At 56.9% G+C, this 25,109-nt stretch carries 19 protein-coding genes and 1 tRNA gene; 4 read left to right on the top strand and 16 right to left on the bottom strand.

Annotation, left to right across the window (positions count from 1 at the left end):
- The first annotated feature begins 29 nt into the window (after positions 1 to 29).
- Complete coding sequence (locus H3U90_RS04165; RefSeq protein ID WP_232341297.1) at positions 30 to 1,421, top strand: MATE family efflux transporter; 1,392 nt, start codon at positions 30 to 32, stop codon at positions 1,419 to 1,421.
- 117 nt (positions 1,422 to 1,538) lie between these two features.
- Here H3U90_RS04165 and H3U90_RS04160 read toward each other — a convergent pair whose 3' ends face one another.
- From H3U90_RS04160 to H3U90_RS04110, 11 genes are all read right to left on the bottom strand, one after another.
- Positions 1,539 to 1,877, bottom strand: a complete 339-nt coding sequence (locus H3U90_RS04160) for a P-II family nitrogen regulator (RefSeq protein WP_198177165.1) — start codon at positions 1,875 to 1,877, stop codon at positions 1,539 to 1,541.
- A 17-nt stretch (positions 1,878 to 1,894) separates the two neighbouring features.
- Positions 1,895 to 3,160 (bottom strand): ammonium transporter, encoded by a 1,266-nt coding sequence (locus tag H3U90_RS04155; protein WP_198177164.1) that lies wholly within the window; start codon positions 3,158 to 3,160, stop codon positions 1,895 to 1,897.
- Between the two features lie 188 nt (positions 3,161 to 3,348).
- Positions 3,349 to 4,518, bottom strand: a complete 1,170-nt coding sequence (gene ftsY, locus H3U90_RS04150) for a signal recognition particle-docking protein FtsY (RefSeq protein WP_415873756.1) — start codon at positions 4,516 to 4,518, stop codon at positions 3,349 to 3,351.
- A gap of 202 nt (positions 4,519 to 4,720) precedes the next feature.
- Entirely contained in the window at positions 4,721 to 5,284 is a 564-nt protein-coding gene (locus tag H3U90_RS04145; protein ID WP_198177163.1) for a hypothetical protein, read from the bottom strand.
- Between the two features lie 225 nt (positions 5,285 to 5,509).
- The gene (locus H3U90_RS04140) at positions 5,510 to 6,241 is read right to left on the bottom strand and encodes an ABC transporter permease (RefSeq protein ID WP_198177162.1); all 732 of its coding nucleotides are present in this window, start codon (positions 6,239 to 6,241) and stop codon (positions 5,510 to 5,512) included.
- Entirely contained in the window at positions 6,238 to 7,146 is a 909-nt protein-coding gene (locus H3U90_RS04135) for an ABC transporter ATP-binding protein (RefSeq protein ID WP_198177161.1), read from the bottom strand. The genes H3U90_RS04140 and H3U90_RS04135 overlap by 4 nt, the downstream gene beginning before the upstream one ends.
- A 1,061-nt stretch (positions 7,147 to 8,207) precedes the next feature.
- Positions 8,208 to 8,771: a GNAT family N-acetyltransferase gene (locus H3U90_RS08350; RefSeq protein ID WP_198177160.1), complete on the bottom strand. Its 564-nt coding sequence runs from the start codon at positions 8,769 to 8,771 to the stop codon at positions 8,208 to 8,210.
- Positions 8,772 to 9,095: 324 nt separating this feature from the next.
- A complete protein-coding gene (locus H3U90_RS04125; protein ID WP_198177159.1) occupies positions 9,096 to 9,770 on the bottom strand; it encodes a response regulator in 675 nt (224 codons plus the stop codon).
- Positions 9,763 to 11,028, bottom strand: coding sequence for a sensor histidine kinase (locus H3U90_RS04120; protein WP_198177158.1), 1,266 nt, complete (start codon positions 11,026 to 11,028; stop codon positions 9,763 to 9,765). The genes H3U90_RS04125 and H3U90_RS04120 overlap by 8 nt, the downstream gene beginning before the upstream one ends.
- 37 nt (positions 11,029 to 11,065) lie before the next feature.
- Positions 11,066 to 12,451 (bottom strand): FtsX-like permease family protein, encoded by a 1,386-nt coding sequence (locus H3U90_RS04115; protein ID WP_198177157.1) that lies wholly within the window; start codon positions 12,449 to 12,451, stop codon positions 11,066 to 11,068.
- Between the two features lie 35 nt (positions 12,452 to 12,486).
- Positions 12,487 to 13,224, bottom strand: a complete 738-nt coding sequence (locus H3U90_RS04110; RefSeq protein ID WP_198177156.1) for an ABC transporter ATP-binding protein — start codon at positions 13,222 to 13,224, stop codon at positions 12,487 to 12,489.
- A gap of 509 nt (positions 13,225 to 13,733) precedes the next feature.
- Here H3U90_RS04110 and H3U90_RS04105 point away from each other — a divergent pair.
- Positions 13,734 to 13,806 (top strand) — tRNA-Lys (locus tag H3U90_RS04105).
- Between the two features lie 106 nt (positions 13,807 to 13,912).
- Here H3U90_RS04105 and H3U90_RS08440 read toward each other — a convergent pair.
- From H3U90_RS08440 to H3U90_RS04080, 5 genes are all read right to left on the bottom strand, one after another.
- Positions 13,913 to 14,218: a type II toxin-antitoxin system RelE/ParE family toxin gene (locus H3U90_RS08440; protein ID WP_198201702.1), complete on the bottom strand. Its 306-nt coding sequence runs from the start codon at positions 14,216 to 14,218 to the stop codon at positions 13,913 to 13,915.
- On the bottom strand, positions 14,215 to 14,505 hold the full coding sequence (locus H3U90_RS04095) for a type II toxin-antitoxin system RelB/DinJ family antitoxin (protein ID WP_232341296.1): 291 nt from the start codon (positions 14,503 to 14,505) through the stop codon (positions 14,215 to 14,217). The genes H3U90_RS08440 and H3U90_RS04095 overlap by 4 nt, the downstream gene beginning before the upstream one ends.
- A 537-nt stretch (positions 14,506 to 15,042) precedes the next feature.
- Positions 15,043 to 18,879, bottom strand: coding sequence for a DEAD/DEAH box helicase (locus H3U90_RS04090; protein ID WP_198177154.1), 3,837 nt, complete (start codon positions 18,877 to 18,879; stop codon positions 15,043 to 15,045).
- Between the two features lie 124 nt (positions 18,880 to 19,003).
- On the bottom strand, positions 19,004 to 22,132 hold the full coding sequence (locus H3U90_RS04085; protein WP_198177153.1) for a cation-translocating P-type ATPase: 3,129 nt from the start codon (positions 22,130 to 22,132) through the stop codon (positions 19,004 to 19,006).
- Positions 22,133 to 22,489: 357 nt separating this feature from the next.
- Complete coding sequence (locus tag H3U90_RS04080; protein WP_155804679.1) at positions 22,490 to 22,876, bottom strand: hypothetical protein; 387 nt, start codon at positions 22,874 to 22,876, stop codon at positions 22,490 to 22,492.
- Positions 22,877 to 22,987: 111 nt separating this feature from the next.
- Between H3U90_RS04080 and H3U90_RS04075 the strand changes: the two genes are divergently transcribed.
- Complete coding sequence (locus H3U90_RS04075) at positions 22,988 to 23,653, top strand: ABC transporter ATP-binding protein (protein WP_231575806.1); 666 nt, start codon at positions 22,988 to 22,990, stop codon at positions 23,651 to 23,653.
- Between the two features lie 170 nt (positions 23,654 to 23,823).
- Positions 23,824 to 25,080 (top strand): FtsX-like permease family protein, encoded by a 1,257-nt coding sequence (locus H3U90_RS04070; RefSeq protein ID WP_198177152.1) that lies wholly within the window; start codon positions 23,824 to 23,826, stop codon positions 25,078 to 25,080.
- Positions 25,081 to 25,109: the final 29 nt, after the last annotated feature.

Below are 25,109 nucleotides of genomic sequence, written 5' to 3'. Positions count from 1 at the left end.
CTTCAGTCCAGAGCATTAGCATGGCGTCCATGCGCAGCCACAGGAACATCCCCGAAACCAAGACCGGATCAATCACGCCGGAAGAGCGGCGGGCGACCTACCGGACCATCGCTGGACTGGCCATACCCACCTTCGGCCAGCTGATTGCTTCCCCGCTCTTCGTCATGATCGACACCGCCATCGTGGGCCACATCAGCGACTCGGCCCTAGCCGGGCTCTCCATCGGATCCACCGTGGTGTTGACCACCGTGGGCCTGTGCATCTTTCTGGCCTACGGGACCACCTCCCAGGTGGCCCGACTCATGGGCGCCGGTCGCCGCCGGGAGGGGATGCAGGCCGGTGTGGACGGCATGTGGCTGGCCTTCGTCATCGGTCTGGTGGTCTGCGCCGTTCTCCTGGCTTTGAGCCGGCCCACCTGCAGCCTGATGGGAGCCCGCGGGCCGGTCCTGCAGGCGGCGCAGACCTACCTGAATGCCCTGGTCTTCGGCCTTCCGGCCATGCTCCTGGTCTACGCGGCCAACGGCATCTTCCGCGGACTTCAAAAGGTAAAAATCACCCTGGTGGCCGCCGTGTCGGGCGCCATCCTCAACACCGCCCTTGAGATTCTGCTGGTCTTCGGCCTGCACATGGACATTCTGGGCTCGGGCCTGGCCACACTGATCGCCGAGTGGGCCATGGGACTCTTCCTGACCATTCCCGCCTTGGTATGGGCCCGCCGGGAAGGCGCCCAACTGCGGCCCCGGCTCTCAGGCATGGCGGCCAGCATGGGTGACGGCTTCCCGCTCTTCCTGCGGACCCTGGCCCTGCGGGTCTGCCTCTTTATGACCGTGGTGGCTGCGGCCCACCTTGGCGAGCAGGTGCTGGCGGCCTATCAGGGGGTCAACTCAGCCTGGAATTTCGGACTGAACATGCTGGATGCCGTAGGCATCGCCGGTCAGTCACTGGTAGCCACCGAACTGGGCGCCGGACAGCGGTCACGGGCACGGGTCATGACCGACCTGTCAGCCAAGGCCGGCATGGCCATGGGAGTGCTGGTCGGACTGGTCATGATTGCCCTGGGACTCTTCGCCGCCCCCCTGTTCAGCCCCACGCCAGCCATCAGGTCGCTGATCACCGTGGGCATGATCGTCCAGGGAGTCTTCATGCCCGTCGCCGGCTGGATGTGGGCCCTGGACGGGATCCTGATCGGGGCCGGGGACTATCGCTACCTGGCGGCCACCTGCTCCCTGACGGCTGTAATCTACCTGATCGGCCTGCTGGGTATGACGGCTCTGGCCATGAACTGGACGCCCACCTGGCGGATAGCCATGCTCTGGGCCGTACTCAATGTCCTCTTCATCGGCGTCAGAGCCATATGCAATGGCTTGAGAACGCGCACCGATGTCTGGATGGGGACGATAAGCCAAGCCAAGGAAGCCTGAAAAGACATAGAAAAAGCAGGACCCCGACCGCTCGGCCATGAAATGAGCCACAGCTACGGGATCCTGCGAAACCGGTCAGTAGGAAGACGACCATGCAGATGGCAGCAGGCGGCTGCCTCAGATGGCGTCTACACCGGTCTCCCCGGTACGGACCCTGACCACCGAGTCCAGGGTCTGCACCCAGACCTTGCCGTCGCCCACGGTGTTGGTGGCGGCGGCCTGGACGATGGTGTCGACCAGCTCGTCGACCCGGCGATCCTCCGTCAGCACCTCCAGGCGCACCTTGGGAACCAGGTCCACCTTGACAGTGCTGCCCCGGTAGACCTCCTTATGGCCTCCCTGCCGACCATAGCCCTGGGCTGACGAGACGGTCATACCGTGCACGCCGGCCTCGGTCAGGGCCTGTTTAATCTGATCCAGCCGCCCGGGCTGAATGATGGCGGTAATGAGTTTCATGCTGCCTTCCTTTCTGATCAGTTCAGAATGGATCCGAAGTCGTAGGCGCTCTCACCCTGATCGCTCTGATCGACGCCGATGACCTCCTGATCCTTGCTGACCCGCCAACCAATGGTCTTCTCCAGCGCAAAGGCGATCACACCGGTTACTGCAGCCGCGTAGATGACCGCAATCAGCGCCACCAGGAACTGAACCAACAGCTGCCGGAAATCGCCGCCGGCCAGGAAGCCCGTGCCGGTACCAAAGAAGCCTATCAACAGCGTGCCCAATAAACCACCCACACCGTGGATGCCTACCACATCCAAGGAGTCGTCATAGGCGAAGCGGAACTTGAGCCCGCAGGCCAGGCAGCAGACGAAACCAGCCAGGAGGCCGATGACCATGGCCCATAGCGGGGAAACCACGTCGGCCGCTGGGGTGATGGCCACCAGGCCGGCGACCATGCCGGATGCAGCACCCATGGCGGTGTAATGCCCGGTGCGGACCCGCTCAGTAAAGAGCCAGCCCAGGGTGGCGCCGCTGGCGGCTATGGTCGTGGAAACCCAGGCATATCCAGCCGTGCCGTTGGCGGCGAAGGCGGAACCGGCATTGAAGCCGAACCAGCCGAACCAGAGCAGGAAGGCGCCCAGCATGACCATGGGCACATTGTGGGGACGTATGGACTCCTTGGGGAAGCCGATTCGCCTGCCGATGATGAGCACAATGACCAGGGCTGCTACTGCCGCGTTGATGTGGATGACCGTACCGCCTGCGAAGTCGTGCGCCTGAGCCCCGATGGCGTTGGAGATGGGTCCATCGGCAGCCAGCAGTCCGTGATTCCAGACCATGTGGGCCATGGGTGCGTAATCCAAGGTGACCCAGAGGGCCACGAAGATCATCCAGGTGCTGATTCTGACTCGCTCTGCCAGGGCTCCCGAAATCAGGGCCACGCAGATCATGGCGAAGGCGGCCTGGAAGGCGATGTCCACCGTGTGCGGGTAGGCGGCGTTTGCGGAATCAAGCGAGGTGAAGACCCCATTCTTGGCTGTGACCGTGTCCTTGAGCAGAAAGCCGGTGATGGGGTCACCGAAGACACCGCCGATGTCCTTGCCTGCGAAGGAAATCGACCATCCCCAGAGGGTCCAAATGATCCCAGTCACGGCGATGGCCAGGGTGGACATCATCATCATGTTGAGTACAGCCTTGGCTCGGACCATACCCCCATAGAAGAAAGCCACCGCTGGAGTCATCAGGAAAACCATGGATGCCGCTACCAGCATCCAGGCAGCATTTCCAGAATCCATGCCTACACCTCTCTTTTCCCCATCCGGGCGGGCAGCCCCGATAACGAGGACTTCCCTCCGGACAGCCTACGTCAGATTCTCTTCCACTTCCCGATTCATCAAACAGGAAGAGGATGACGGTCAGGTCACCGCCGCATTACCTGCGGGTGACTATTGGATGACCACCTTATGACCAACCACCGGCAGGACTACTCGTCTCCCAGGATGCCGTCGACAAAGGACTCCGGATCGAAAACGGCCAGATCGTCGGGCCCCTCGCCCAGCCCGACCAGCTTGACGGGCACGCCCAGCTCCCGCTGGACAGAGACGACGATGCCGCCCTTGGCTGAGCCGTCCAGCTTGGTCAGGACGATGCCCGTGACCCCGATGGCCTGGGCGAAGACCTGCGCCTGGATCATCCCGTTCTGCCCGGTGGTGGCATCCAGGACCAGCAGAACCTCGTCCACGGGCAGGTTCTTCTCGATCACCCGCCGGATTTTGCCCAGCTGATCCATCAGATTGGCCTTGTTCTGCAGGCGACCGGCTGTGTCCACAATGAGGACATCTGCCTGATCATTTTTGGCCCGTTCAGCTGCTTCAAAGGCCACCGAGGCCGGGTCGGCGCCGTCGCGGTGGCTGCGGACCACGGGCACGCCCACCTTGCCACCCCAAGTTTCCAGCTGGTCAGCGGCGGCGGCACGGAAGGTGTCGGCGGCCCCCATGACCACCGACTTGCCATCGGCCACGAAGAGCCGGGCCAGCTTGCCCGCCGTGGTGGTCTTGCCCGTGCCGTTGACGCCCACCATGATGATGACCGACGGCCTGTTGGCCTGGGGTCGGGCAGCCGCCAGAGTTCGGTCCATATTGGGGTCGACCAGATCGATCAAGCGCTGACGAAGACCGCGGCGCACTGCTGCGGGATCCTTCTGCCCGGTAATCCGGGCATCGTCGCGCAGCTGCTTCACCAGTTGTTCGCTGGCCTCGGCGCCCACATCCGCCATGAGCAGGGTGTCTTCCACATCCTCCCAGTCGGATTCGCTCAGATGGTCCTTGGTCAGAATGGCAAAGAGGGCCTTGCCAAAGGGGTTGGGACTCTTGGCCAGCCTGGCCTTGAGCCTGGTCATGCGGGATGCAGAGGCCTCCGGATGCGCCAGCTCCTCCTGTGCCGACGATGCTGATTGGTCAGCCGAGGACGACTGCCTGGAAGCCACTGAACCGGCTGAGCCAGTCGAATCTATAGAAGCGTCTGAATTGGGAGCAACACCAGATCCACGCGAGGCAGATTGGACTGCCCTGTCATCTGACGAAGCTGCTAAGGAAGCATCAGATTGGTCTTTAGCTTGATCTTTCGCTACAGCTGTCGCCGACTCCTGGGACAAAGAGGAGCCACTATCACTAAGCTTTACCGCACTGTCGGGGCGCGCGGAATCCCCCTGGGACCGGTGTTTACGGACCGCCACCAGAATGCCGACCACTGCCAGCACCAGGACGATCAACACCGCGATAAGAATAAGGAGCTGCTGTGTTGTCATAGGTACCAGCCTAAAGGCGAAAAGGGACACGGATGGTCACCACCAGCGGTCACTTCCCGCTCGGATGGCTCGTTCCCGCCTGCGGACCGCCCTGGACTGCGGGCATGATGTCGGAGGTGGTGGGCTGAGGCTCCCGTCGCTGCCGACGCGAAGGCTCAGGGCTTGATGATCGCAGGGTGGAGCTCCTGGGGGCTGGAGGCCCAGAGGTCGCAGAAACCGACGGTACAACATTCTTCTTTTGTCTCGGGCTGGTCGAGGACGCGGAATCAGCGCTTGGGGGCCGAGGCAGATTTATCTCGTCCGTGGAATCGGAGGCCAGCATGCCTCGAACCTCCACCACGGAGGAGGAATTGACATAGACCGGATAGGGATGTTCGGTATCTTCAGCAGTTGATGCGCCCTCGTCCGATCCAGGGGCAAAAGACAGATGCCCTCCTGCTATACGTGGCAGCCGATTCTCTCGTTCCTGCTGACGGCGGGCCGCCCGGCGTACACGCTCATCCAGAGACTGGGAGAAGGCACGGTCCTGGGACTCACCAAGCGCCAGACGCATGACGAATACAATGAATGCCGCCACCACCAGCACCCATACCAGGACAATCAGCCAGACCATACTTGCCATTCTCTCAGAAGAACCCCTCAGACGCGCTAAGACACGAGGAATCTATCGGTCTCTTTCACACTGGCAGGTCAGCAGACGCTCAGGACCCCTCTTACACCCAAGGCAGTCGCAGGCAAGTAGGAAGGCTATCGCAGGAATTACGTTCAGCAAGGTCCGCAACTACCATTCGAGAAATCTCCTGCAATGGCGGCAAAAGATGCATAGCCATCAAAAGTATCATTTCCAGCGAAATCCGTAGATGGAAACAAGCCCTGAGGCAATGCAGCCCACGGCCAGGTAGAGGATCCCGAGCCAGGCATGAGGCCAGGTGCCCGATCCGATCAGCATCATCGATAAGGCCTCCCGCATGTGATATAGGGGCGTATACGGGGCGATGGTCTGCACCCAGGACGGCAGCATATTGACGGGCATCATAGCTCCGCCAATGAAGCCCAGGGGCAGAATAATGATGTTCGCAAGGATGGATACCCCTGCGATGGAGTAAATTATCATGGCGATAATGACACCCAGGAAAAAGAACAAAAGATAGCCAAGGACCAGGGGAAGCAATCCCGACAAAAACGTCGGTTTCAGCCTCATTCCCATGACCATTCCCAAGACGACAAGCACTACAGCCTGCGCCAGAAGGACGACGATACCCACAACAGCCTGGGAGAGGATAATCACATTCCAGGATAGAGGAAAATTGCGAACCGTCTGCAGCATGCCATTCTCACGCCAGAGGGCAAGGTGCGAAGCACCCGCGAAAATACCCACGTAGGCCGCGCCAAATGCAATGACATTGGCGCTGATTTGACTGGCAATATCAACTCCAGGAACGTAGCTCTTAAAAGACAGGACCAGGACCAGCAACAAGGCTATAGGAAAGAGAAAGGTGAAAACCAAAGTGGACCAGTCACGAATATCGTAGTGGAACATCAACTTGAATAGAGTTTTGAAGCTGTTCATTTGACGTTCTCCTTTTCGAGAAGGCGAAGATAGACATCCTCGAGACGCCCATCCTTGACTTGTGCCTGGCTTGTATTGATCCCGGAATCAACCAATTTCGCGAAGGTAACTCCGGTATCCCTGGTGCGAACTATTAGACCGTCGGGTGTGGCTTTTACATAGTCAGCCCCCACGAGACGGGCTACATGATCGGCCTGATCCAAAGCATTTGGAAGAAGAATGGTCGACTCCATCTCTGCTTGCGCAATAAGCTTGCTAGGACTGGCCGTCACGAGAATATGCTTATACGCCAAGATCGAGACCACGTTGCACAACCGCTCCGCCTCATCCAGATGGTGCGTCGTATAAAGCACCGTGGCGGCCAATTGCTGACTAGATTTGAGCAGGCTCACAAGATCGTGGCGTGACTCGGGGTCGAGGGCAGCAGTGGGTTCGTCCAAAAAGAGCAGCCGAGGATGGTGGACGACAGCCGTGGCGATGGCCAGTCTCTGTTGTTCGCCGCCGGATAATGATTCAACCTTGTTGGATGCCACATGATCCAGTTTCAATGCATCAATAAGATCGTCCACACGCGACCGGGGCACCTGGTAGATATCCGCCACTGCGGTAAGGTGCTCAAGGAGCGTCGTTTTAGGGAAGAAGGACGACTTTTGAGGCTGGATGCCTATTTGGCGGAGCAGGGCCAAGTTGCGCGGATAGGGCGTCTGGCCCAGAACAGAGACCGTTCCCTCAACCGGTTTTTGCAGTCCTTCCAAGACGGTGAACAAGGTTGTCTTTCCAGCGCCATTTGGCCCGATGACCCCATGGAAGGCCCCTTCTTCAACCTCCAATGAAAGATGAGAGAGAATCGTTTTGTTCTTTATTCGAACAGTAAGGTTCGATACGCTTACTTCGATATTGCCCATTCCAGAGCCTTTCAGCGTCAATACTGATGTGGTAAAGCGCGGGTTGTGTCGTCTATTGCTGCTTGTCTATTCATGACTATTTCAATTTGCTGAGTCTGCGCAGGTGGAGGAAAGAATCAGTCCAAATTCCGGCCCAGCATAGTATGGTGATTTTGGCTCCGATGGTCTTTTCCATGAGACCATCTGCTTCAACTACGATAGCTTATTCATCCATATTCTTTCCTCACCCATGAGCCCAGAATTTCAGGCATTTTCTAATAAAATACAAGCTGGATCAGACATAAAACCGCCACCGTCCCACAAATTATGGCATCCAAGAGCACATACTGGCAAACACTGATTCCACTACTGGTTTACCTGCAGCTGGAACAGCATATTCCCATTTATCAAGCGGGCCGCCAAGGGGCGGACGGGTACATCTACTTTGTTCCCAATCGGCACTTTGGTAAGAGAAGCCATACCAGTATCAGCAAAAGCGGATATTGAGAAAAGTGCGATGCTTGTTCCCCCGGCTCATGCTCACCAGTGGGGAGGTTGACCGCCGACAACAGTAGACCGCGCGAACGAACAGCGACGGCGATGATGCGAAACTCTGCAAGTTATCGACGGAACCCACTATTTCGCCCTTTTCGCGTATTGGCTATCTCGAATGATGCTGGCCTTCACCGTTTCGCCGCCAGTGTCTTACCATCATGAAGACAATCATCATTAGCCAAACTACTGGGTATGTGCATAAACCCCAGAACTGTGAATCGGTGGCAAACGATATAACATGGGCGAGAATTAATGCCAGGGCAAAAAACCTGACAGCAATGACTTGCGGCTTATCGGATGGTTTCTGTGTCGAAGCTGTTTGTCTCATGGCGGTTCCTTTGCCGTCGTACATAATGCACGGAATGTGCATAAAAACAAGATATACACTAACCGGCATTCGCTCAAAATAAGCTTAAAATAAGTTCGCGTTCTGGATGCGCATATACGTCATAGCCGGAGAAAATCATTGCAAAGAGCCTAGCCAGGAAGCAATTACATGAAAGCTGCTTTTGCATCCAAGATTGCGTTTACCGATCTGTTCGTTTCGTAGACAAATCAATCCAATACCGTTCTACTGGCTGACCAGATCTGCTGGGGAGCACATTCTCCAGTTGCCCGCCACGCGAAAGGATGGTCCGGCGGCTGGCCAGATTCGACGGGGAACAAGTAATCAGGACCCTACTCATGCCCAGAGTGGCAGCTTGTCGAAGACATTCATCCAGCATCAGCCCGGCATAGCCCAGCCGGCGACAATCCGGACGAACTGAATAGCCGATGTTGCCGCCCACTCGCAGAAGCGCCTGCGTAAGCTGCAACCTCAGCTGAATCATCCCCACCAGTTTGCCGCTGGGGTCCATGGCGGCGAACTGCAGGGCGGGCACAAACCCCGGCGGCAGATCATCACCACGCGCCTGACGAGCCACCTCCGGCAGACCAAACCGACGAACCTCATCCAGGCTGTGGCAGCCCTCCAGGGGGCCCAGCCCGGCCGCTTCATCCTCAGTCCGGGCACGACAGGACTGCAGATATTCCCAAATCACTTCGGTGTCCACCGCCCCTGGCTGGTCCATCCTCACCAGACGGATTCCCACGATCCACCTCCTATATCGAATGCTTGACCACCCTTTATCAGCTGCAACCTGACCAACAGCTGTGATTCAGCTTACTTGAGCAGTATTCAAGAGAACTGAAGTTTCAAAGGGGAACCAGTGTCGCCGGGACATCACGTGCATAACTGAATAGTTGAAACTCAATACAGCAAGAATCACAATGTTCAATAAAAGTTCTCCCAAACTTACGTTCTGGGCTTTAGTCCCTGGCTTCGGCCTCATCAGGTCAGCGAAAGAGTCGCTCTGGAATCTGTCATTCTTTCTGCTTTTCTCCCCGCAATGCCCGGAATGGCCGATCAGGGATCGTCAGTCAGACATTCCGGCCTGAAACCATGTGATGACGATTTGTGTACGGTCTCGCAGGCCGGTCTTGTCGAGTATGCGACTTACGTAGCGCCGGACGGAGGTAGTTTCAAGAGTGAGGCGCTGGGCTATTTCCTGGTTAGAGAGCCCTTGAGCGATGAGCCCGGCTATCTCGTACTCCCTGGGGGTCAACTTATCCAGCTGCTGTCTGGCCTGCGGATCACTGACCTTATGCCGGGCATAGGCTCTGTCGCAGTTGATGAGCTCCGCTGTGACACGGGGGGTGAGCACTGCGTCCCCATCGGCCACTGCGTGAATGGCTCGGTGCAGGTCTCTGGTGGACACATCTTTGAGCAGAAAGCCGTAGGCGCCTGCGTGCAGACCGGTGAAGGCATAATCGTCTTCGTCATAGGTGGTCAGGATCAGCGTGCGAATGTCGGGGAACTCCTTAGCAATGACCGCAGTGGCACTGATACCGTCCATTACCGGCATGCGAACGTCCATCAGGATCACCCGAGGCAACGGCTGGGCGGCTGCTTTCATCTCTCGAAGTATGGTCACTGCCTCCTGACCGTTGGAGGCTTGTCTGACAACCTGTAAATCGTGGTCGGCCTCAATCATGCGTACCAACCCCTTGCGGAGGAGCGCAAGGTCATCGACCAGCATCAGGTCAATCATGGGCATTGCCCTCTTTCTCGCCGGCGCAAGGCAGGATGGCTTCTACCGTCCATCCCCCGTTCTCGCTCGGTCCGCAACTCAGACTCCCTCCCATCAGTCGGCATTGCTCGCCAATCTGTTTGAGACCCACTCCTGGATAATCATGAATCGCTGGTTGCTGATCGCCCAAGGCTGGCCCATGCTCATCCCCATGTCCATCGTCGTGAATGCTGATGCGGAGGGTGCCGTCCTGCGCGTAGTCGCGGGAGATGACGATCGTGCTCGGGTCCGAGGCGTGCCGAAGCGTGTTGGTGATGGCCTCCCTGCTGATGATGAAGCAGAGGTTGTCCTGTCTGGGATCGTGCCGATGATGGCCTGTTTTAGTAGACACGACAGCCAGCCCAGCCGCGCGAGCATGGGCGATCACGGTGTCGAGTTCGTCGAGCGTATGCAGCCTGGAGCCATAGCTGCGCCGATCATCATCGGACTCTTCAGTTAGCGCCTCATGCCTCTGGACAAGGGTACGGACGGCTTGTCGGGTGTCAAACAACCCATCCCTAGCCACCTGATTGATATCCTTAAGCACCTCTTGCAGCTCTTCGATCTCAACCGAGTCAGCGAATCCCTGGGTCAGGGCGATGATCGTGGTGAGGTCGTGGCCCACGCTATCGTGCAACTCCCCTGCTACCTGGGCACGTGATATAGCCTGATCCCTTTGCCTGGCAAGCATTTCAGAGCGGATGCGCTCCTGCTCCTCACGCCGTTGCGTCTCGCGCCGAATCCGGTAGGATCTGACAGCTACAGCAGCGGCCGCGACAGCCATGATGACAGCCATCCGAGCCAACCATTCCAGCAAAAGCATGTGCCCGGCATGCATGCTGACAGTGACCAGGCTGACGGCCGCGACTGCCTCACTCACGCCTGCCGCAATCTTGGGTACCGACGATAAACAGACACAGAAATAGAGCGCGCCTACCAGAGGTATCAGGAAGCTGTCGTCCGAGGCGGCAAATGACAGGCCGATGTATACCAGGGTCTCCACGGTCGTGATGAGCAGGGGAAATTGTCTGCTCCAGTACAGCAGGCAGGAGCACAGGAGTCCGATCAGGCCGATGACAGTCTTCCAAATAGATAAAGGAATGTTCTCGGCCCAGACTGGAGGAAACATGGGGGCGCTGACATAGAGAAGCGTATACACCAAGCTCAGCAGAGGCATGACAAATCTGGTCAAGCGTTGATTGCTCAACAGCTCCAATAAGTTGGTTGCCATGCCCTTCATCGCGCCCCCTCACGCCGTATGCCGAGGATGCCCAGGTTCATTCGCCAGTGTACTGTGCTATCACACAGGCAGGGGAACGACCTGCTGATTTGCGCACCGTGATCCACGAAGCCAGTGATGCCGACGAAGACAGAAGCAGGTAGACCAGCGCCCAGTGGGCCCAAGGTATGCCGATGCTGGCAGCACCAAAGACCTTGCGGAATCCGGCAGCATAGGCCATGACCGGCAGAAGGCTGGAGGTGAAGGATATCAATACGGCGGTAGTCGCCATGATGAACCCTTCGAGAGCGGACATGATTTCAAGTTCGTTCGGGTCCGCGCCAGCGATAGAGATGAGGGACAGATCCAGGCTTCGACCGTGGGCTGAAATCAGGTATCCGGCGCATACTCCAGCCAGCGTGACGACCAGCGCGGGGCCCAGGAGCGTAATGAGCATGGAGAAATCGGAGCTGCTGACATCCAGGTTGGGAGGTAGCAGGCTGCTGGAATCGGTGCTGTTCTGGTAGAAGGAATCGGTCATCATCAGCAATGAAACCCCCACAATAAGAGGTATGACCGTGGAGCTGAGACTGCGCATGCGGGCACTGGCTTGCCGACAAGCAACCAGCCATGAAGGCTGGCGAAGAGCGACGAGCCTGGTCCAGCCGCTGGTGACCGTGCCCAGCAGGGAGGGACCTGCCAAACAGATTGCGACGAGAAGGAGTATGAAACCGAAAGTGCTGCCCATGGCGATAGGCAGAATGGGTGCCGCGGTGTGCAAACGGACCAGTTGCTCATCAGGAATGGTCCGCGCTTGCATAATTGGCATCAGCATGATCACCAAGGCCGCCAGCAAACACAAGGCAGCGGCGATACGACGAGCCAAGCCCGCTGTTTTTGGAGGAATGATTGCAGCACGCAGAGATTCCACGGGACTGATCCTGCTAATGGTTCGGATGGTCAGCAGCGTGCCAATCAAGGCCACCAATATTCCGCATGAGGTTCCTGCTGCCCAGGAAGCAAGCTGGTGGCTGGCGATGAAAGGCTGCCTGCCGATCAGGAACTGTGAGGTCTCCCAGGCGTAGAGGGGACGGGCCAGCAGCAAAGAAGCCGCCAGCGAGACCACACTGGCCGCGAGCGCCAAAATGAATATGCGCATACAAGTCAGCGAGGTCAGCTGCCAGGGCGTGGCGCCTTGCAGGGCTAACAGGGCAAGGTTGCGTCTGCGCTGGTTGATCACCGACGAAACGACTTGCAGAACAATCAATACTACGGCAACGAGAAGTGCTACGAAGGGGATCATCAAATTTTGGTAGGCGGTGCGGCCCTGCTCAGCCATACCGGGGACACTGCCCAGGGCCTTGGCTGAAGAGAGCATCATGGCAAGCAGACCGACCATGGTTTGCGAGGCGATCAGCACGAGGGCGACGCCAGACCAAGCCAAGGGGGCTTCCTTGAAATATCGCAGAAGAAGCCGCATCAGATGCCCGCTTTCGGCATGGGAACCTTGTCGGCTGTGGCTATGCGACCGTCGCACAGATGCACCAGGGTGTTGCAGCGGGAGGCGACTTCCGGACTGTGGGTAACCACGATCACTGCGTGGCCAGGCCTATTGGCGAAGGCGGCAAGCTCATTAACGACCGCATTGCCGGTCTCCTGGTCAAGGGCGCCAGTAGGCTCATCGGCGAAGATGATATCGGGATCCGAAATCAACGCGCGAGCCAGAGCCATACGCTGCTGCTCGCCCCCTGACAGGAAGGTCACATTGGCCTTGAGCAGTCCCCTGATGCCCAGTCTGTCCAGCAGCTTGGCCGCCTGATCCTCCGGCCAGCAGGTCTTGCGCAGAATGAAGGGCAGCTTGAGGTTGTCCTCCACACTCATCGAAGGCACCAGATTATAGGACTGGAAAACGAAGCCCAGGTGCGCGCGGCGGAATCGCGCTGACGCTGCAGACCCCATGGCAGAGATGCGACGACCCAGGACTTCCACCTTGCCCGAGCTGACGGGTTCGAGACCAGCCAGGCAGTAGAGCAGGGTTGATTTGCCGCTACCCGATGGCCCTACAATCCCGGTCATGGCTCTCCAAGAGGCAGTGAACTCCACATTGTCTAGGAGAGTGATGGTCTCCCCCTTCCTGGGCGAAACCTGCTTGCACAGGTCAGATGCATGGATGGCGAAGGGCTCGCTCTGGCCGGAAGGATTGGCGGTATGCTTCATGGCAGTATCCAGCGCTTGCTAACGGGTGAATGCCAGTATGAGCCTATGACGCTCTGTACATGCGGCGGCACGTATTGAGCCGGTTGTTTCATCGGAGCTCCCTCCTTCAGCGCACTTGCGAGGTCAATCGGCCCGCCTTGCAGAGGTGATTCTTTCAATCCGAGTACGGCGAATCAACGTCGGCCGCTACTTCGCCATCTACAGATGACAAAATAACGACCAGCCAGCGCCTAACGGGGAGGACCGCCCCCCCCCCCCTACAGCCTTGGAAGAAGCTTTGACATACAGGTTCGTTTATTGTCCGGCACGGATCCCATCACACACGTTCAGCGCCTAGCCGCCCCTACCGCCCTCCACCCACCTCAACAACCTTCCTAAGCGGGCGGAAGGGTAGCGCTTCATATTGATATTCTTCATCTATCTGTACAGGTTTTCAGAGATGCTTCGCCAGAGAACCGGCTTGCCGCGAACTGGAAAAATCCACACCAAACATGTAGTGTTGAGCTGTTGCCCCTCTGGCTCAATGGTTAGAGCAGCGTCCTTTTAAGTCGTGGGTTGTGGGTTCGAGTCCCACGGGGGGCACTTTAGATTGCCGATTATTTAATACCAGTCGCTACGCTCTCTACAGATCATCTGCCTACGCAATAGTGGGCTAGGTCCTGATACAGCCTTGATTCATTTGCTGGGCTCAGTATCTACCGCGCCTACCCAACACCTGATCGTGAGAACCTAGTCGCAAAATATAGGCAGCGTCGCCCTCCCTATGCCACACCAGCAGCAGATCTCCGGCATTGCCCACATGGCACTCATACACAGCCGCATAACCTTGCAGCATATGCATCCGATGATGCGCCTTCAATGTATGGAGCGACGCTTCAGAATTCTCCGCTATCAGATCTAGCACCTCCTCGACTGGCTCTAACGGAGCGTGCCTGCGAGCCATGCGCTTCAGGTCTCTCGTAAAAGCACCAGTGGGAACCAGCGCAAGCCTCATCGGTCCGCGCCAGTAGCTGCTAGCACGCCATCCACCAGGTCCTTTCCTGTGGCGTACCCCTTAGTCTTTCCCCTCATGGCCAGACGGCGCGATTCCTCCAAGGCCTCCTCGGTTTCGGCAGGTAGATCCAAGCTGAAGTCCAAGGGGATCCGCTGCTCCCGAATGATCTGCTTGTAAAAGGCTCTGGTGACCGTAATCATATCCAGACCAAGCTCCTTCACGATACGATCCACCTGTTGCTTGTCTGCATCGGATATACGCACCGTAATCTGAGACATCTTCTCCATCGGAGCCCACCTTCCTCGTTGTCTATAATTTTGCATTAAAGTGCAAAATTACAGCTGATTTCTTACTTTAATGCAAAATTGCAGTGCATTGTAAGGCATCAATGTGTATAGCTGACAGCAATAGCATGCATCCATTGCTTCATGCTGCGCTGGGCGATTCCGACTACTCATGCTTCCAAGCCAACTTTGACGAAGCAGATCTCTACGAAAGCGATAGCCAACCGGTCTTCTACTACAACCAAACCGCCCGAACGAGAAAGACACTGAACTCAGCTACGCTCACCTCTTAAGGGCAATAGCCTTGGAACCAGGCAGCTGATTAATCATAGCCACGCTACGTCAGAGGTTTTACGCCGATTGCCATTCCGGCCCTATTCTGAATGCAGTCAAGCGAGAATAAATGGGCAGTCAAAGCGTAAGGCAAAGTCACTAATAACCCTGCCTTGCTTTTTAATCTACAGCAAATATATTGGCCTTACAGACCAGGGATGACGTGCTGTATCTAAAGGAATTCTGGCCGCACCTTCCCAGCTCCACTCAGTTTTCTACGCTTGCCTCTACCGGTAGGTCCTTTGCAATCCTGGACGTATAGGTTCCATTCTTCCAGTCAGCGAGATTGCCCACCACATAGACACGGCGCTTGGCTCGCGACACAGCGACGTTGAGCAGATTGGGCGACCCGTTAACCCATGAACGAGAGCCTTCTCCACGCCTGCCAGCTCTGCTGCCAAGGACTATGAAAACCACATCGGCTTCCCGCCCTTGGGAAGTGTGGACGGTTCCGGCCTGGCTCGATGCCAGCCGGTTCGCTTCGCCGCTGTTGCAACCAGTGCATTGCCGCAAGGCGTCCGCGAAGGTGTCACGCACCCCGTTAGCCACAGCCCTGAACGGAGCGATGACCAGAATATTGGTGGGGTCAATCCCACCCTGGAAGAGCCCGCACAGACGCTTGTGCAGTTCGTAGCCCTCCTGCGGCCTCCATTGCGTTTTCCCAGTTTCGCCGGAATTCGGCGGCACATCGTACCAGCAGGAGGTCGGCAGCTCATCTTCCGCATGAGGCCCGGACGGATAGGCACATGGCTGATGCTCCGGCCCTACACGAACCATCCTGCCGGAGTAAGCCATATCGTTGCATATAGAAAACATGGGTTCATCACAGCGCCGATGCACCACCAGAGGCATCCCCAGCCAGTGGTCATCCGTCTCGTCCAACAGGCCGCAAGGGGTCTGGTAATCGACCAAGGCCTGCATGTTTTCGGATTCCAGTCCCAGGCGCTGTAGGTGATGGGTGCTCGCCAGGAGTTCTCGCATTGGCTTGGGCATGGTATCCACGGGCTGGAGCTGCATTGGGTCTCCGACTGCAACCGCATGTTTCACGCGCTGCAGCAGACCGGCAGCAGCCTGAGGCAGGGCCTGTCCGGCCTCATCCACAATCGCCCAGCCGAGCGCCTCCTTGCCTATCCCCGAAAACATTCTGGATATTGATGCAAAGGACGAGGAAACGACTGGGATCACCAGGAAGAAAGTCTGCCAAGCCACCAGCCTCTCGTCATCCGTAAAACCATTCGACTGCATTACAGCGCAAGCCAGGGAAAGATTGCACATGAACTGGTGGGCAGCACCTATGATGGCCTGCTGATGAAGAGCCAGCGCTTTAATGTAGACCTTCGTCCGCGCCTTGCTCCATTCCTGATCCATCCACGCAACATGGTCATCGCCAATGTCGGGCCTGGGCCACTGAATCTGCTCGGCTTCAGCAATTTGTCTTTCTACCGTAGTTAGCTGATCGAACAGGTCTGTAGCTTGTTTTTCGCAATTCTCTGAATCTTGTTTCGCATCATCAAGGCTATCCTGCAAAAAAGATAACTCCTGACTGGCAACATCAACTTCGGCGTCGCAATAACCCCTTTTCTTCCACGCCTTTTCCAGAGTAGTGCGTTTCTTGCGCTCATCCTGTTGTTGTTCTTTCGTTTTTTGGAAAAGATGTTTCAAAGGATGTGCCCGACAAGATGATAGATGATCCTCATAGGCAGTTTCGGCTTGCTCCTGGGCAGCGCATGCAACATCGGAAGCTTGCTTGGCTTTTGACAGCCGCTCTTTTACAGCTATGATCTGTCTCTCGTACTGCATCTGCTCGACTTTCAAGTCGTGCCGCATTATCTTTAATTCATCAAGCTTGGCCGAAAGAGCGGATCGTTGATCACACAGGTCCGAATAAGAACGAACGAGGTTATACTCATACACTTTTTGAGCACGAATGCGCTCTTCTTTCTTCAGAGCATCATTGAATCCTCTTTTGGCTTCATCCCATCCGTCAATTACACTTGTCGTCGTAGATAAATTCTTCAAAAAATTATATACAAACTCATTCTTGAAAGAACCCAAGAAGCGCTTTTTATTGCGCCTATTACCCAAAACTGCGGATATTAGAGCCCAGGTTGAGCGGTCATTGGAGGGTTTACCCCCATTATGCTTATCCTGACTATTGAGAATTAATGTAGCAATGTCCCGGAAGTCGAACCCACAAGGTGCCTGTTTCCACATGCTCTCGATATAGGATTCCCACTCACTGTCTATAGCATCGGCTCTAGGCAGATCTTGGCTGACATTCTCAACAGCCTTGTTGTTGCTCGAAGCCACAACAATCTCAAAACCAGTCACCGACGGATCAAGCGTCCAATATTCATAACTCTTGCGCCGATCGAAAATATTCGTGGCATAACGTTGCTGTTTGAAAATATCGTCAGGCTGCTGTAATTTCGCCAATCGTTTAGCTCGTGCCACGATAATCTCGGCTACTACATCCTTCAAAAGGGTGGTCTTACCAGTACCGGGGGGCCCATTGACACCCAATAGCGGTGAGCCACAGATTCCTTCTGCAACTGCACGTATTTGATTAATGGCAAACTGCTGTCCAACGGACTGGAACTGATTGGAAGCACTAGGCCATCTTCCAATCGGCATATTGGAAGGTTTCACAGCACCATCAACGAGAAGACCCTTTGAATCCTCAGCCAAATTGAATCGTCGAGGATGGCTCATCGACAGATAACTCCTGACCGGACGAGAAAAATTGTTTGGTCCGTCGTTGTGGAGCTTTTCCAAATCGTCTAAGAAGAAGGAGTCGATTAACTCGCCATTGAGATATTCCGAATTAGCTTCCAAATGACAATTGACATAATTGCGCATCAGAGGCGATCCGTCTTGCGGGGAGAAAAGAGGCGAACAACTTATGCTATGGTCGTCAAGCCTCATCAAGTTTGTCGTCCTACGAATAAGCTCTCTTATGTCATCTTTGGCAACTGGGAGTTTCTCGTGCTTTATCCGCCCTTGTACATCTTTGAGTTCCTTGCACACCGAAGTGTTGAAATACGATTCGATTTCGTTCTCTGCCCCATTGAGTTCGGTAATATCAGGCCACCCAGTCGGACAATCGGGCCAACCTCGATGATTGAACAAGCAGGAAACTGCTTTAGCATATTGAGAGATAGCCAGCGACCCTAGGACCAATCTGCCGTCATCCCCTATGCAAAACTCCATAAGAGAAGCCATGACACCAAGGCCGCCTCCGCGCTTGTACTGGCGATGAGCAAGTTCCAGCATTGTCTCGTTTTGAGCTATCTCTTCTACAGATGACAGATTTCGGACAAGCGTAGCTGCAGTCATCAACGCATTCGTGACCACATCCTGGCGGAGTCCGACAGCTATTCGGAAACGTTCATGATGAAGCCACGGGCAATCTATATACGTCTCTAATGTTTTCCGGTTTCGTTTCAGCTTCACCGCCCGCAGGACAGGGGAAGAGACAAACCGGGGGTCATAGTCCTTACAGTAAACAGCGCAGGCTACGCCGTGCCGCCGGACTTTTATTGCCAGCTCTCTCACTACCCTCAGAAGACACAAAACCATGGAATCCGTCAGCTTGGTACCTACCGGCAGAGGGTCGGGCTGATCCACTATTCCACGCCATATCTGATTTGTTTCTTCAAGAAGACCAGTTATGGCCTGTTCGTCGAGTCCCGATTTGAACGCCTGGGACCGTAACCAGTTCTCCGTATCCTCTGCGAATGAGAAAGGTTTGGTCAGCCGGGCGTTCATGTCTGTCTGCAACCGGTATATTTTCCTGCTCTGCAGGTCGTTATAGAGGTTTGTATAGGAACGATGCTCATTGTCAACCGGCCCGATGAGAAGATCAGCATGAATGTCATTCCATGGAAGTCGCTCCTGCTCAGAAACGCTTATCCCGTGGTCGTCGTTGCGGGAGGAGGATAAAGCAATGAGCTGGTTATCCCTCCAATTTTGTGGCGAGAATAGTTCAACCGCGCACCAATATGACAAAACATCCATTGCATGCTGTTGCTCATCGTTCCCCATATTTGCCAGTATGCGGATAAGCGGGGACAGGTGCAGGAACAGATTCGAGCATCAACTGAGACCATAGAAGGCAATCCCGATGCGGCAATGTCCGAACCAATCACCGCATCAGGGAGAAGCTAGGTCATGCCCGTATCCGTCTGACCGCCCAGTTGAACAGTTTGCGTAGTTCCGAGGCGACGAGGACCAGGGAGGCCAGGGCGACGCATTCCAACCAGGCCTGAGGCTGGAGGGGAACAGTGCCGAAGGCCTCGCCCAGGAAGGGCACATAGATCACCAGAAGCTGGAGCAGTATGGAGATGCCGATGGCACCCCAGAGCCAGAGATTGCTGAAGAGCCCCAGGAAGGCCGACTTCCGTGAGGATCGGGAGGCAAGCGCGTTGAAGAGCTGGGCGAAGACCAGGATGGTGAAGCCCATGGTCCGCGCCTCCCTGATCTGCGCCTCGTGACCGATCGCCTGGACGGACCTGTCGGTGAAGATGCCGCCGCTCAGGTGCATATCCATGCCGATCAGGGTGACCACGGCCATGACCAGGCCAATGTAGATGATGTCGATCCACATGTCCCGGTCGATCACCCGGTCGTTGACGGATCGGGGCGGGCGATCCATCAGATCGTCGGTCTGTGGGTCCACGCCCATGGCCAGCGCGGGGGCCGCATCGGTCAGGAGGTTGATCCAGAGGAGCTGGGTGGCCAGCAGCGGCACGGTCACACCTGCCATGCCGGGCTGCGATATGCCCAGAAGCCCCGCAAAGACCACGCCGCCGAAGACCGTGAAGACCTCGCCCATGTTGGAGCTGAGCAGGTAGCGCAGGAACTTGCGAATGTTGTCGAAGATGCCGCGGCCCTCTCGCACGGCCTGGACGATGGTGGCGAAATTGTCGTCCGCCAGGATCATCTTGGCCGACTCCTTGGTGACCTCGGTCCCGGTGATGCCCATGGCCACGCCGATGTCTGCGGTCTTGACAGCAGGGGCATCGTTGACGCCGTCGCCGGTCATGGCCACGACCTTGCCCTGGTCCTGGAGCGATTCGACGATCTTCAGCTTGTGCTCGGGTGCCACGCGGGCGTAGACGGAGACCTTGGAGGTAGTCTCCCGAAGCCGGTCCGAGTCCATGGCATCCAGCTGCTCGCCGGTGCAGGCGGGCTGTCCAGGCTTGATGATGCCCAGATCCCCTGCGATTCTGGCTGCGGTGAGCGGATGGTCGCCAGTGATCATGATCGTTCTGATGCCGGCCTTATGGGCCTGATCCACCGCATGGCGGACCTCGGTTCGTGGCGGATCGATGATGCCGACCATGCCCGTCCAGATCAGATTGCTCTCCAGATGGGCGCTTTCCTGGATCACCTTATCCGCGGACAGGCGGATTGCGGGAGCCTGCTGAGACCTCTGAGACAACCGGTCCGTCTGATCTGTCCCGACCGTGCTTGACGTCTCCCCCTCGTCGGCTTCGGCCAGGGACGACAGCTCCTGGTCGGATACAGGCCGGAAGGCCTGCCCCAGGGTCCTGTAGGCATCTGCTGAGAGGCTGCTGACCTGGGCAAGTATCCTCTCCCGATCAGCACTGGTCATAGGCCTGACCTTGCCGCTCTCGAGAATCCGGTCGCACTGGCCAAGCAGCACGTCGGGAGCGCCCTTGCAGAAGAGCCGCGACCGCCCTCCGCCGCCATCATTCGGGGCGGCCAGGACCGACATGAGCTTGCGCTCGGATGTGAAGGGAATCTCGGCCAGACGGCGGTAGCTATCAGCCTTGGCATCAGCGCCGACTTTACAAGCGGCAACAATCAGCGAAACCTCCGTGGGATCGCCGACGATCTGCCAGCGACCCTGCCCGGACCCGGACCGGGCCTGGGAATCAGGTTCGGCCTCGTCCACCTGCCAATGAAGGTCTCCGTCGTTGGCGATGGTCCCGACCATCAGGGTCTCTGCAACCGCACTAGCCAATGACGAGTCAACGGCGTCCGTCGGCTGCTGGTCGTCGGAACCTCCGGCCTCGATCTGCTGCATGGTTCCCTCCGGGGCATACCCGGTGCCAGTGAGCCGGACCTGCCCCGAGGGGACGACCACCCGCTCAACGGTCATCTCATTGCGGGTCAGCGTCCCCGTCTTATCAGAGCAGATGACCGATGCCGAACCCAGCGTCTCAACCGAGCTGAGCTTCTTGACGATGGCATGATGCTTGGCCATGCGCTGCACGCCCAGGGCAAGGACCACGGTCAGGATGGCCGTCAGCCCCTCCGGCACAGCGGCCACGGCCAGAGAGACAGCCATAAGCAGGGAATCAATCAGGTCCTGAGTTGTCCGGAAGCCCTCCATCAGAGCCAACGCCGCCAGAACCAGGACCGCAATCAGGCAGACGGCCAGGCCGAGGAGCTTGGAGACCCTGGCCATCTCCTTCTGCAAGGGCGTGGGCTCCTCCTGGGTGTCAACCAGCATGCCGGCGATTTTCCCTACCTGGGTGTCCATGCCGGTGGAGGTGACGATCATGCGACCGGTGCCCTGGGTTACTGCAGTACCGTTGAAGACCATGTTGATTCTGTCACCCAGAGCCTTGGGCTGGTCAAGCCGACCGGGCCGCTTGCCCACCGGCAGCGACTCGCCGGTCAGCGATGCCTCGGCCACGCGCAGACCCGCGGCCTGGAACAGTCTTCCGTCGGCGCCGACCGAATCGCCTTCAGCCAGGACTACTACATCACCAGGCACGATCCTGCTGGTCTCCAGGCTGACCACCCGGCCGCCTCGCAGCACCGAGGCGTGCGGGGCCGTCATGCTCGCCAGAGCATCCACAGCCCGCTCGGCCTTAGCCTCCTGAGCGTACCCCAGGGCGGCATTAAGGATGAGGATGATCATGATGACGATGGCATCAAAGGGCAGGGGCTCCCCGCCTCCTGATGCCGGATGTGAGCGTTCCACCACCCAGGCCACCAACGAAATGGCCGTGGCTGCCAGAAGCAGATAGACCAAGGGGTCCTTGAACTGTTGAAGGAATTTCCTCCATGCAGGAACGGGAGGCGCTCCAGCCAGCTCATTAGGACCGAACCTGTCCAGCCGACGCGCCGCCTCGGCCTCATCCAGGCCCCGGTCGGGGTCCACATTCAGGGCAAGGGCAACCTGATCGACACCTACTATAGAAGGGTCCTTGAGGACGGGGCCATTCACTCTGCGCCTCTGCTCATGGCCCTGCCCTGCAGTCGGGATCACGCCGGTATCTGTCGATTGCTCATGCTTGGGATCGCTGGTCAACCCAGTCATGCCACTCTCCTGCTTATGCCACGGAGTAGTCAACGCTTCAGAGGCCCGTTGGAAGAAATCAGAGGCGGCCAGACCAAAACGCTGCGTGGATGCTTGCCAAGTTGAACCAATAATATACATAAACACGGCCGAAGTCGTCAAGGCCTTTGCTTCAGTATGCATTCTCAGGCCTGTCTCATGACAGAGACGGTATCTTTGCTGCACTTAACTTGGCAGCGCCCTAGTTGCCGAATCCCCCCCCCAAAAATACTAGATCTTCATTAGAAAAGCTTTAATCAATTTGGGCTCATCTGGCATAAAAACCCTTATCTGCCCTGAGAATCCTATTTAAGACCCTCTTGTGATTATTCGACAGGCTCAGCTGGCGTTATCTGAGCAGTAAATAGTCTTATAGGCCAACCATGGTAGTTCTTGCCAGCCGTCTGCCCTAACGATCCTTTCAGTGGAGACACCATTGGAAATAGCACTAAACACGAGAAAGAGAGGAGAGAGACGGACAAAATGCACAACATTATCGATCTGCAGAATAGTAATATCGCCATGAATGATGAAGCCGCTCATCATAGCGGCGTCAGCATATTTGCATGCCACGGCGGTGGGCATGATAATATCTGGAGTTGATGGACCTGCAGCTAATCCACAAAAATATGCCACTGCGATGACGTATTCACCAAAATGGCATGGGCTGTCATTTTTGCCTTGATGATGGCAAGGACAACAGTCATGTAAGTCTATGGGTGCCATCCTTGTATGGCATCCATAGCATTATTCTGATGAAGATTTATAAGTCGCGAGAACGGCGATGATGGGAGAACGGTGATGAGTGGTGCTTCAGTGAGTTCAAATGGATTGACGATGACGGTGACTCCGAGGAAGGATGATTCGATCACCATCCTCGACCATGTCGACTTCCATGCTGAGCCCGGAAGAATCACGGGGATTGTCGGCCCCTCAGGCAGCGGAAAGTCCACCTTGCTGTACTGCCTTTCGGGATTGGAACGTGCGACATCCGGAAGCATCTCCCTTCTAGGGCATGACATCACGCATATGCGAGCGTCCGCGCTCACTCGGTTTCGGCGTCGGCATCTGGGATTCGTGTTTCAGTCCTACAACCTGATCACGAGCATGACGGTGGAGGAGAACCTCGCGCTGCCATTCACCCTGCGCGGCCGTCGACTCCCCAAGCAAAAAGCGGATGAGATGTTGCGGTACTTCGGATTGGCAAACGAGAAAAAAAGGAGCGTGACGATGCTCTCAGGCGGAGAGCAGCAACGTGTCGCGCTTGCACGAGTGCTACTCTCCGATGCAGATATCATTTTCGCCGACGAGCCGACTGGAGCCTTGGATCAGGAATCTGGCGCCAAGGTCATGCAGGTGTTCAAAAGTCTGGCTATGGATGCGGGCAGGACCGTAGTAATAGTGACCCACAGTGGAGAGGTAGCCGGACAGTGCGACCAGATCGTTGAGGTCCGTGATGGCCACGTGCTGAACGCCGATGCGGAGAGCGGGGCCGGTATATGAGGGGCGCACTCTCTGATCTGAAAGCAGCCCCGGCCGTATGGGCAGGCGTATGGCTGTCACTAATCGTTTCCCAGACCGCTGTGTGCACTATTGTCGCCGCGCGCAGGGCTATTGATGCCGCTTACCACGGACCGGATGCCGGGCTAGGCGCCAACCTTTCCGGCCCAGCAATGCTGTTCAGCGTGGTCATAGCCGTGTTCGTAATGCTGTGGGTCGTGACCGCCGCTCTGAACCAGCGTCGGCACCAACTAGCATTGCTGGTCCTTCAAGGCGCCACGCCTTGGCAGCTGCTCTTCGGGAATCTGGCTATCATCATCGTCCTATTCATCTTGGCAGCAGTAGCGTCATCCCTCCTGACGCCGCTGGCAGCACCATATCTGTTCGACCTCCTGGCCAGAGCATTCGAGCTGAAACTGACGTATCAAGCAACCCAGCTGCTGGCATCCATCGGCACTGGGTTGGCCATTGCCGGAGTCGCCGTCCTTGCAGGCACAGTGCTGACCGTGCGCACACTATCCAAGATCAGGCCGATAGAGGCGCTTCGGCAGTCACAAAACCCGCCGAGACAAGTGAACGCATTCCGTGTTCTGCTAGGCGCATCGTTGCTCGTGGGAGCGATATGCGCGCTCATCATCCCGGGGACAGCTACACGCAAGATAGACTCTGGCGAGCTCGCCACGCACATTTCCGGCAGGAATCCCATAGAGTCCAGAGTGACAGGATTCATTGGGTTCTCCATGGGAGGCATGTTCCTCCTGATCTTCGCATTGGCTGTTCTGGCTCCCTATGTCATGCACTGGTTCACCAAAGGATGGACGCATCTTCTCCCCCTGCCATTCAGCACCTGGAAACTCGCTAGGCAGCAGGCCGTTGGGAGGATCCAACGACAGAACGCGACCATCATTCCCATGACGGCCGGCTTGTCGTTGCTCATGACTTTCTCTGGTGTGTTGCATACGCTGACCGACAGCCTCAAGAATTTCGCCAGTAACGGCCATTCCATGAACGTGAACCCACACATGCTGACGAACCTGATGGCCATGCTCGGCCCTGCGCTCATCATCGCTTTGGTGGGCGCAATCTCCGGACTGATGATCACCGCACGAGGGCGACGCCTGGATCTGGCGCTGACATACGTATCCGGTGCCAGTACCGGACAGTTGCGCATTTTGGGAGCCCTCGATGGTCTCATTTCGATGGTCACCTCGGTGCTGCTCGCCTTCGTCATCACACTGCTCAGCACCTGCGGCACCGCCTTCATGCTGCAACGATATCTGGGAAGCGCAAAGATAAGCGTTCAATGGGGATATTGGGCGGTCATCGCACTCCTCGCTATTGTCGTAGGCGCCCTCGTCACAGGCGTGCAGGCGCTGTGCGCGCGTTCCGAGGATTCTGTGAGGGTCATATCACGTGCAGTCGGTGAGTAACCACCCCCAACAAAGGACGAAAATGTCGC

The sequence above is a fragment of the Bifidobacterium sp. W8103 genome (assembly GCF_016100775.1).
Classification (GTDB): Bacteria; Actinomycetota; Actinomycetes; order Actinomycetales; family Bifidobacteriaceae; genus Bombiscardovia; species Bombiscardovia choladohabitans.
The sequence above is the reverse complement of the archived record's forward strand: the minus strand, read 5'-3'. Positions and strand labels throughout refer to the sequence as shown.

What these genes read in the sequence shown, in the direction of transcription:
- H3U90_RS04165 (WP_232341297.1), top strand. Translation starts at nt 30, where the DNA reads ATGCGCAGCCACAGGAACATCCCCGAAACCAAGACCGGATCAATCACG.
- H3U90_RS04160 (WP_198177165.1), bottom strand. Translation starts at nt 1,877, where the DNA reads ATGAAACTCATTACCGCCATCATTCAGCCCGGGCGGCTGGATCAGATT.
- H3U90_RS04155 (WP_198177164.1), bottom strand. Translation starts at nt 3,160, where the DNA reads ATGGATTCTGGAAATGCTGCCTGGATGCTGGTAGCGGCATCCATGGTT.
- H3U90_RS04145 (WP_198177163.1), bottom strand. Translation starts at nt 5,284, where the DNA reads ATGGTCTGGCTGATTGTCCTGGTATGGGTGCTGGTGGTGGCGGCATTC.
- H3U90_RS04140 (WP_198177162.1), bottom strand. Translation starts at nt 6,241, where the DNA reads ATGAACAGCTTCAAAACTCTATTCAAGTTGATGTTCCACTACGATATT.
- H3U90_RS04135 (WP_198177161.1), bottom strand. Translation starts at nt 7,146, where the DNA reads ATGGGCAATATCGAAGTAAGCGTATCGAACCTTACTGTTCGAATAAAG.
- H3U90_RS04125 (WP_198177159.1), bottom strand. Translation starts at nt 9,770, where the DNA reads ATGATTGACCTGATGCTGGTCGATGACCTTGCGCTCCTCCGCAAGGGG.
- H3U90_RS04120 (WP_198177158.1), bottom strand. Translation starts at nt 11,028, where the DNA reads ATGAAGGGCATGGCAACCAACTTATTGGAGCTGTTGAGCAATCAACGC.
- H3U90_RS04110 (WP_198177156.1), bottom strand. Translation starts at nt 13,224, where the DNA reads ATGAAGCATACCGCCAATCCTTCCGGCCAGAGCGAGCCCTTCGCCATC.
- H3U90_RS08440 (WP_198201702.1), bottom strand. Translation starts at nt 14,218, where the DNA reads ATGAGGCTTGCGCTGGTTCCCACTGGTGCTTTTACGAGAGACCTGAAG.
- H3U90_RS04095 (WP_232341296.1), bottom strand. Translation starts at nt 14,505, where the DNA reads ATGGAGAAGATGTCTCAGATTACGGTGCGTATATCCGATGCAGACAAG.
- H3U90_RS04090 (WP_198177154.1), bottom strand. Translation starts at nt 18,879, where the DNA reads ATGGGGAACGATGAGCAACAGCATGCAATGGATGTTTTGTCATATTGG.
- H3U90_RS04085 (WP_198177153.1), bottom strand. Translation starts at nt 22,132, where the DNA reads ATGACTGGGTTGACCAGCGATCCCAAGCATGAGCAATCGACAGATACC.
- H3U90_RS04080 (WP_155804679.1), bottom strand. Translation starts at nt 22,876, where the DNA reads ATGGCACCCATAGACTTACATGACTGTTGTCCTTGCCATCATCAAGGC.
- H3U90_RS04075 (WP_231575806.1), top strand. Translation starts at nt 22,988, where the DNA reads ATGACGGTGACTCCGAGGAAGGATGATTCGATCACCATCCTCGACCAT.
- H3U90_RS04070 (WP_198177152.1), top strand. Translation starts at nt 23,824, where the DNA reads ATGCTGTTCAGCGTGGTCATAGCCGTGTTCGTAATGCTGTGGGTCGTG.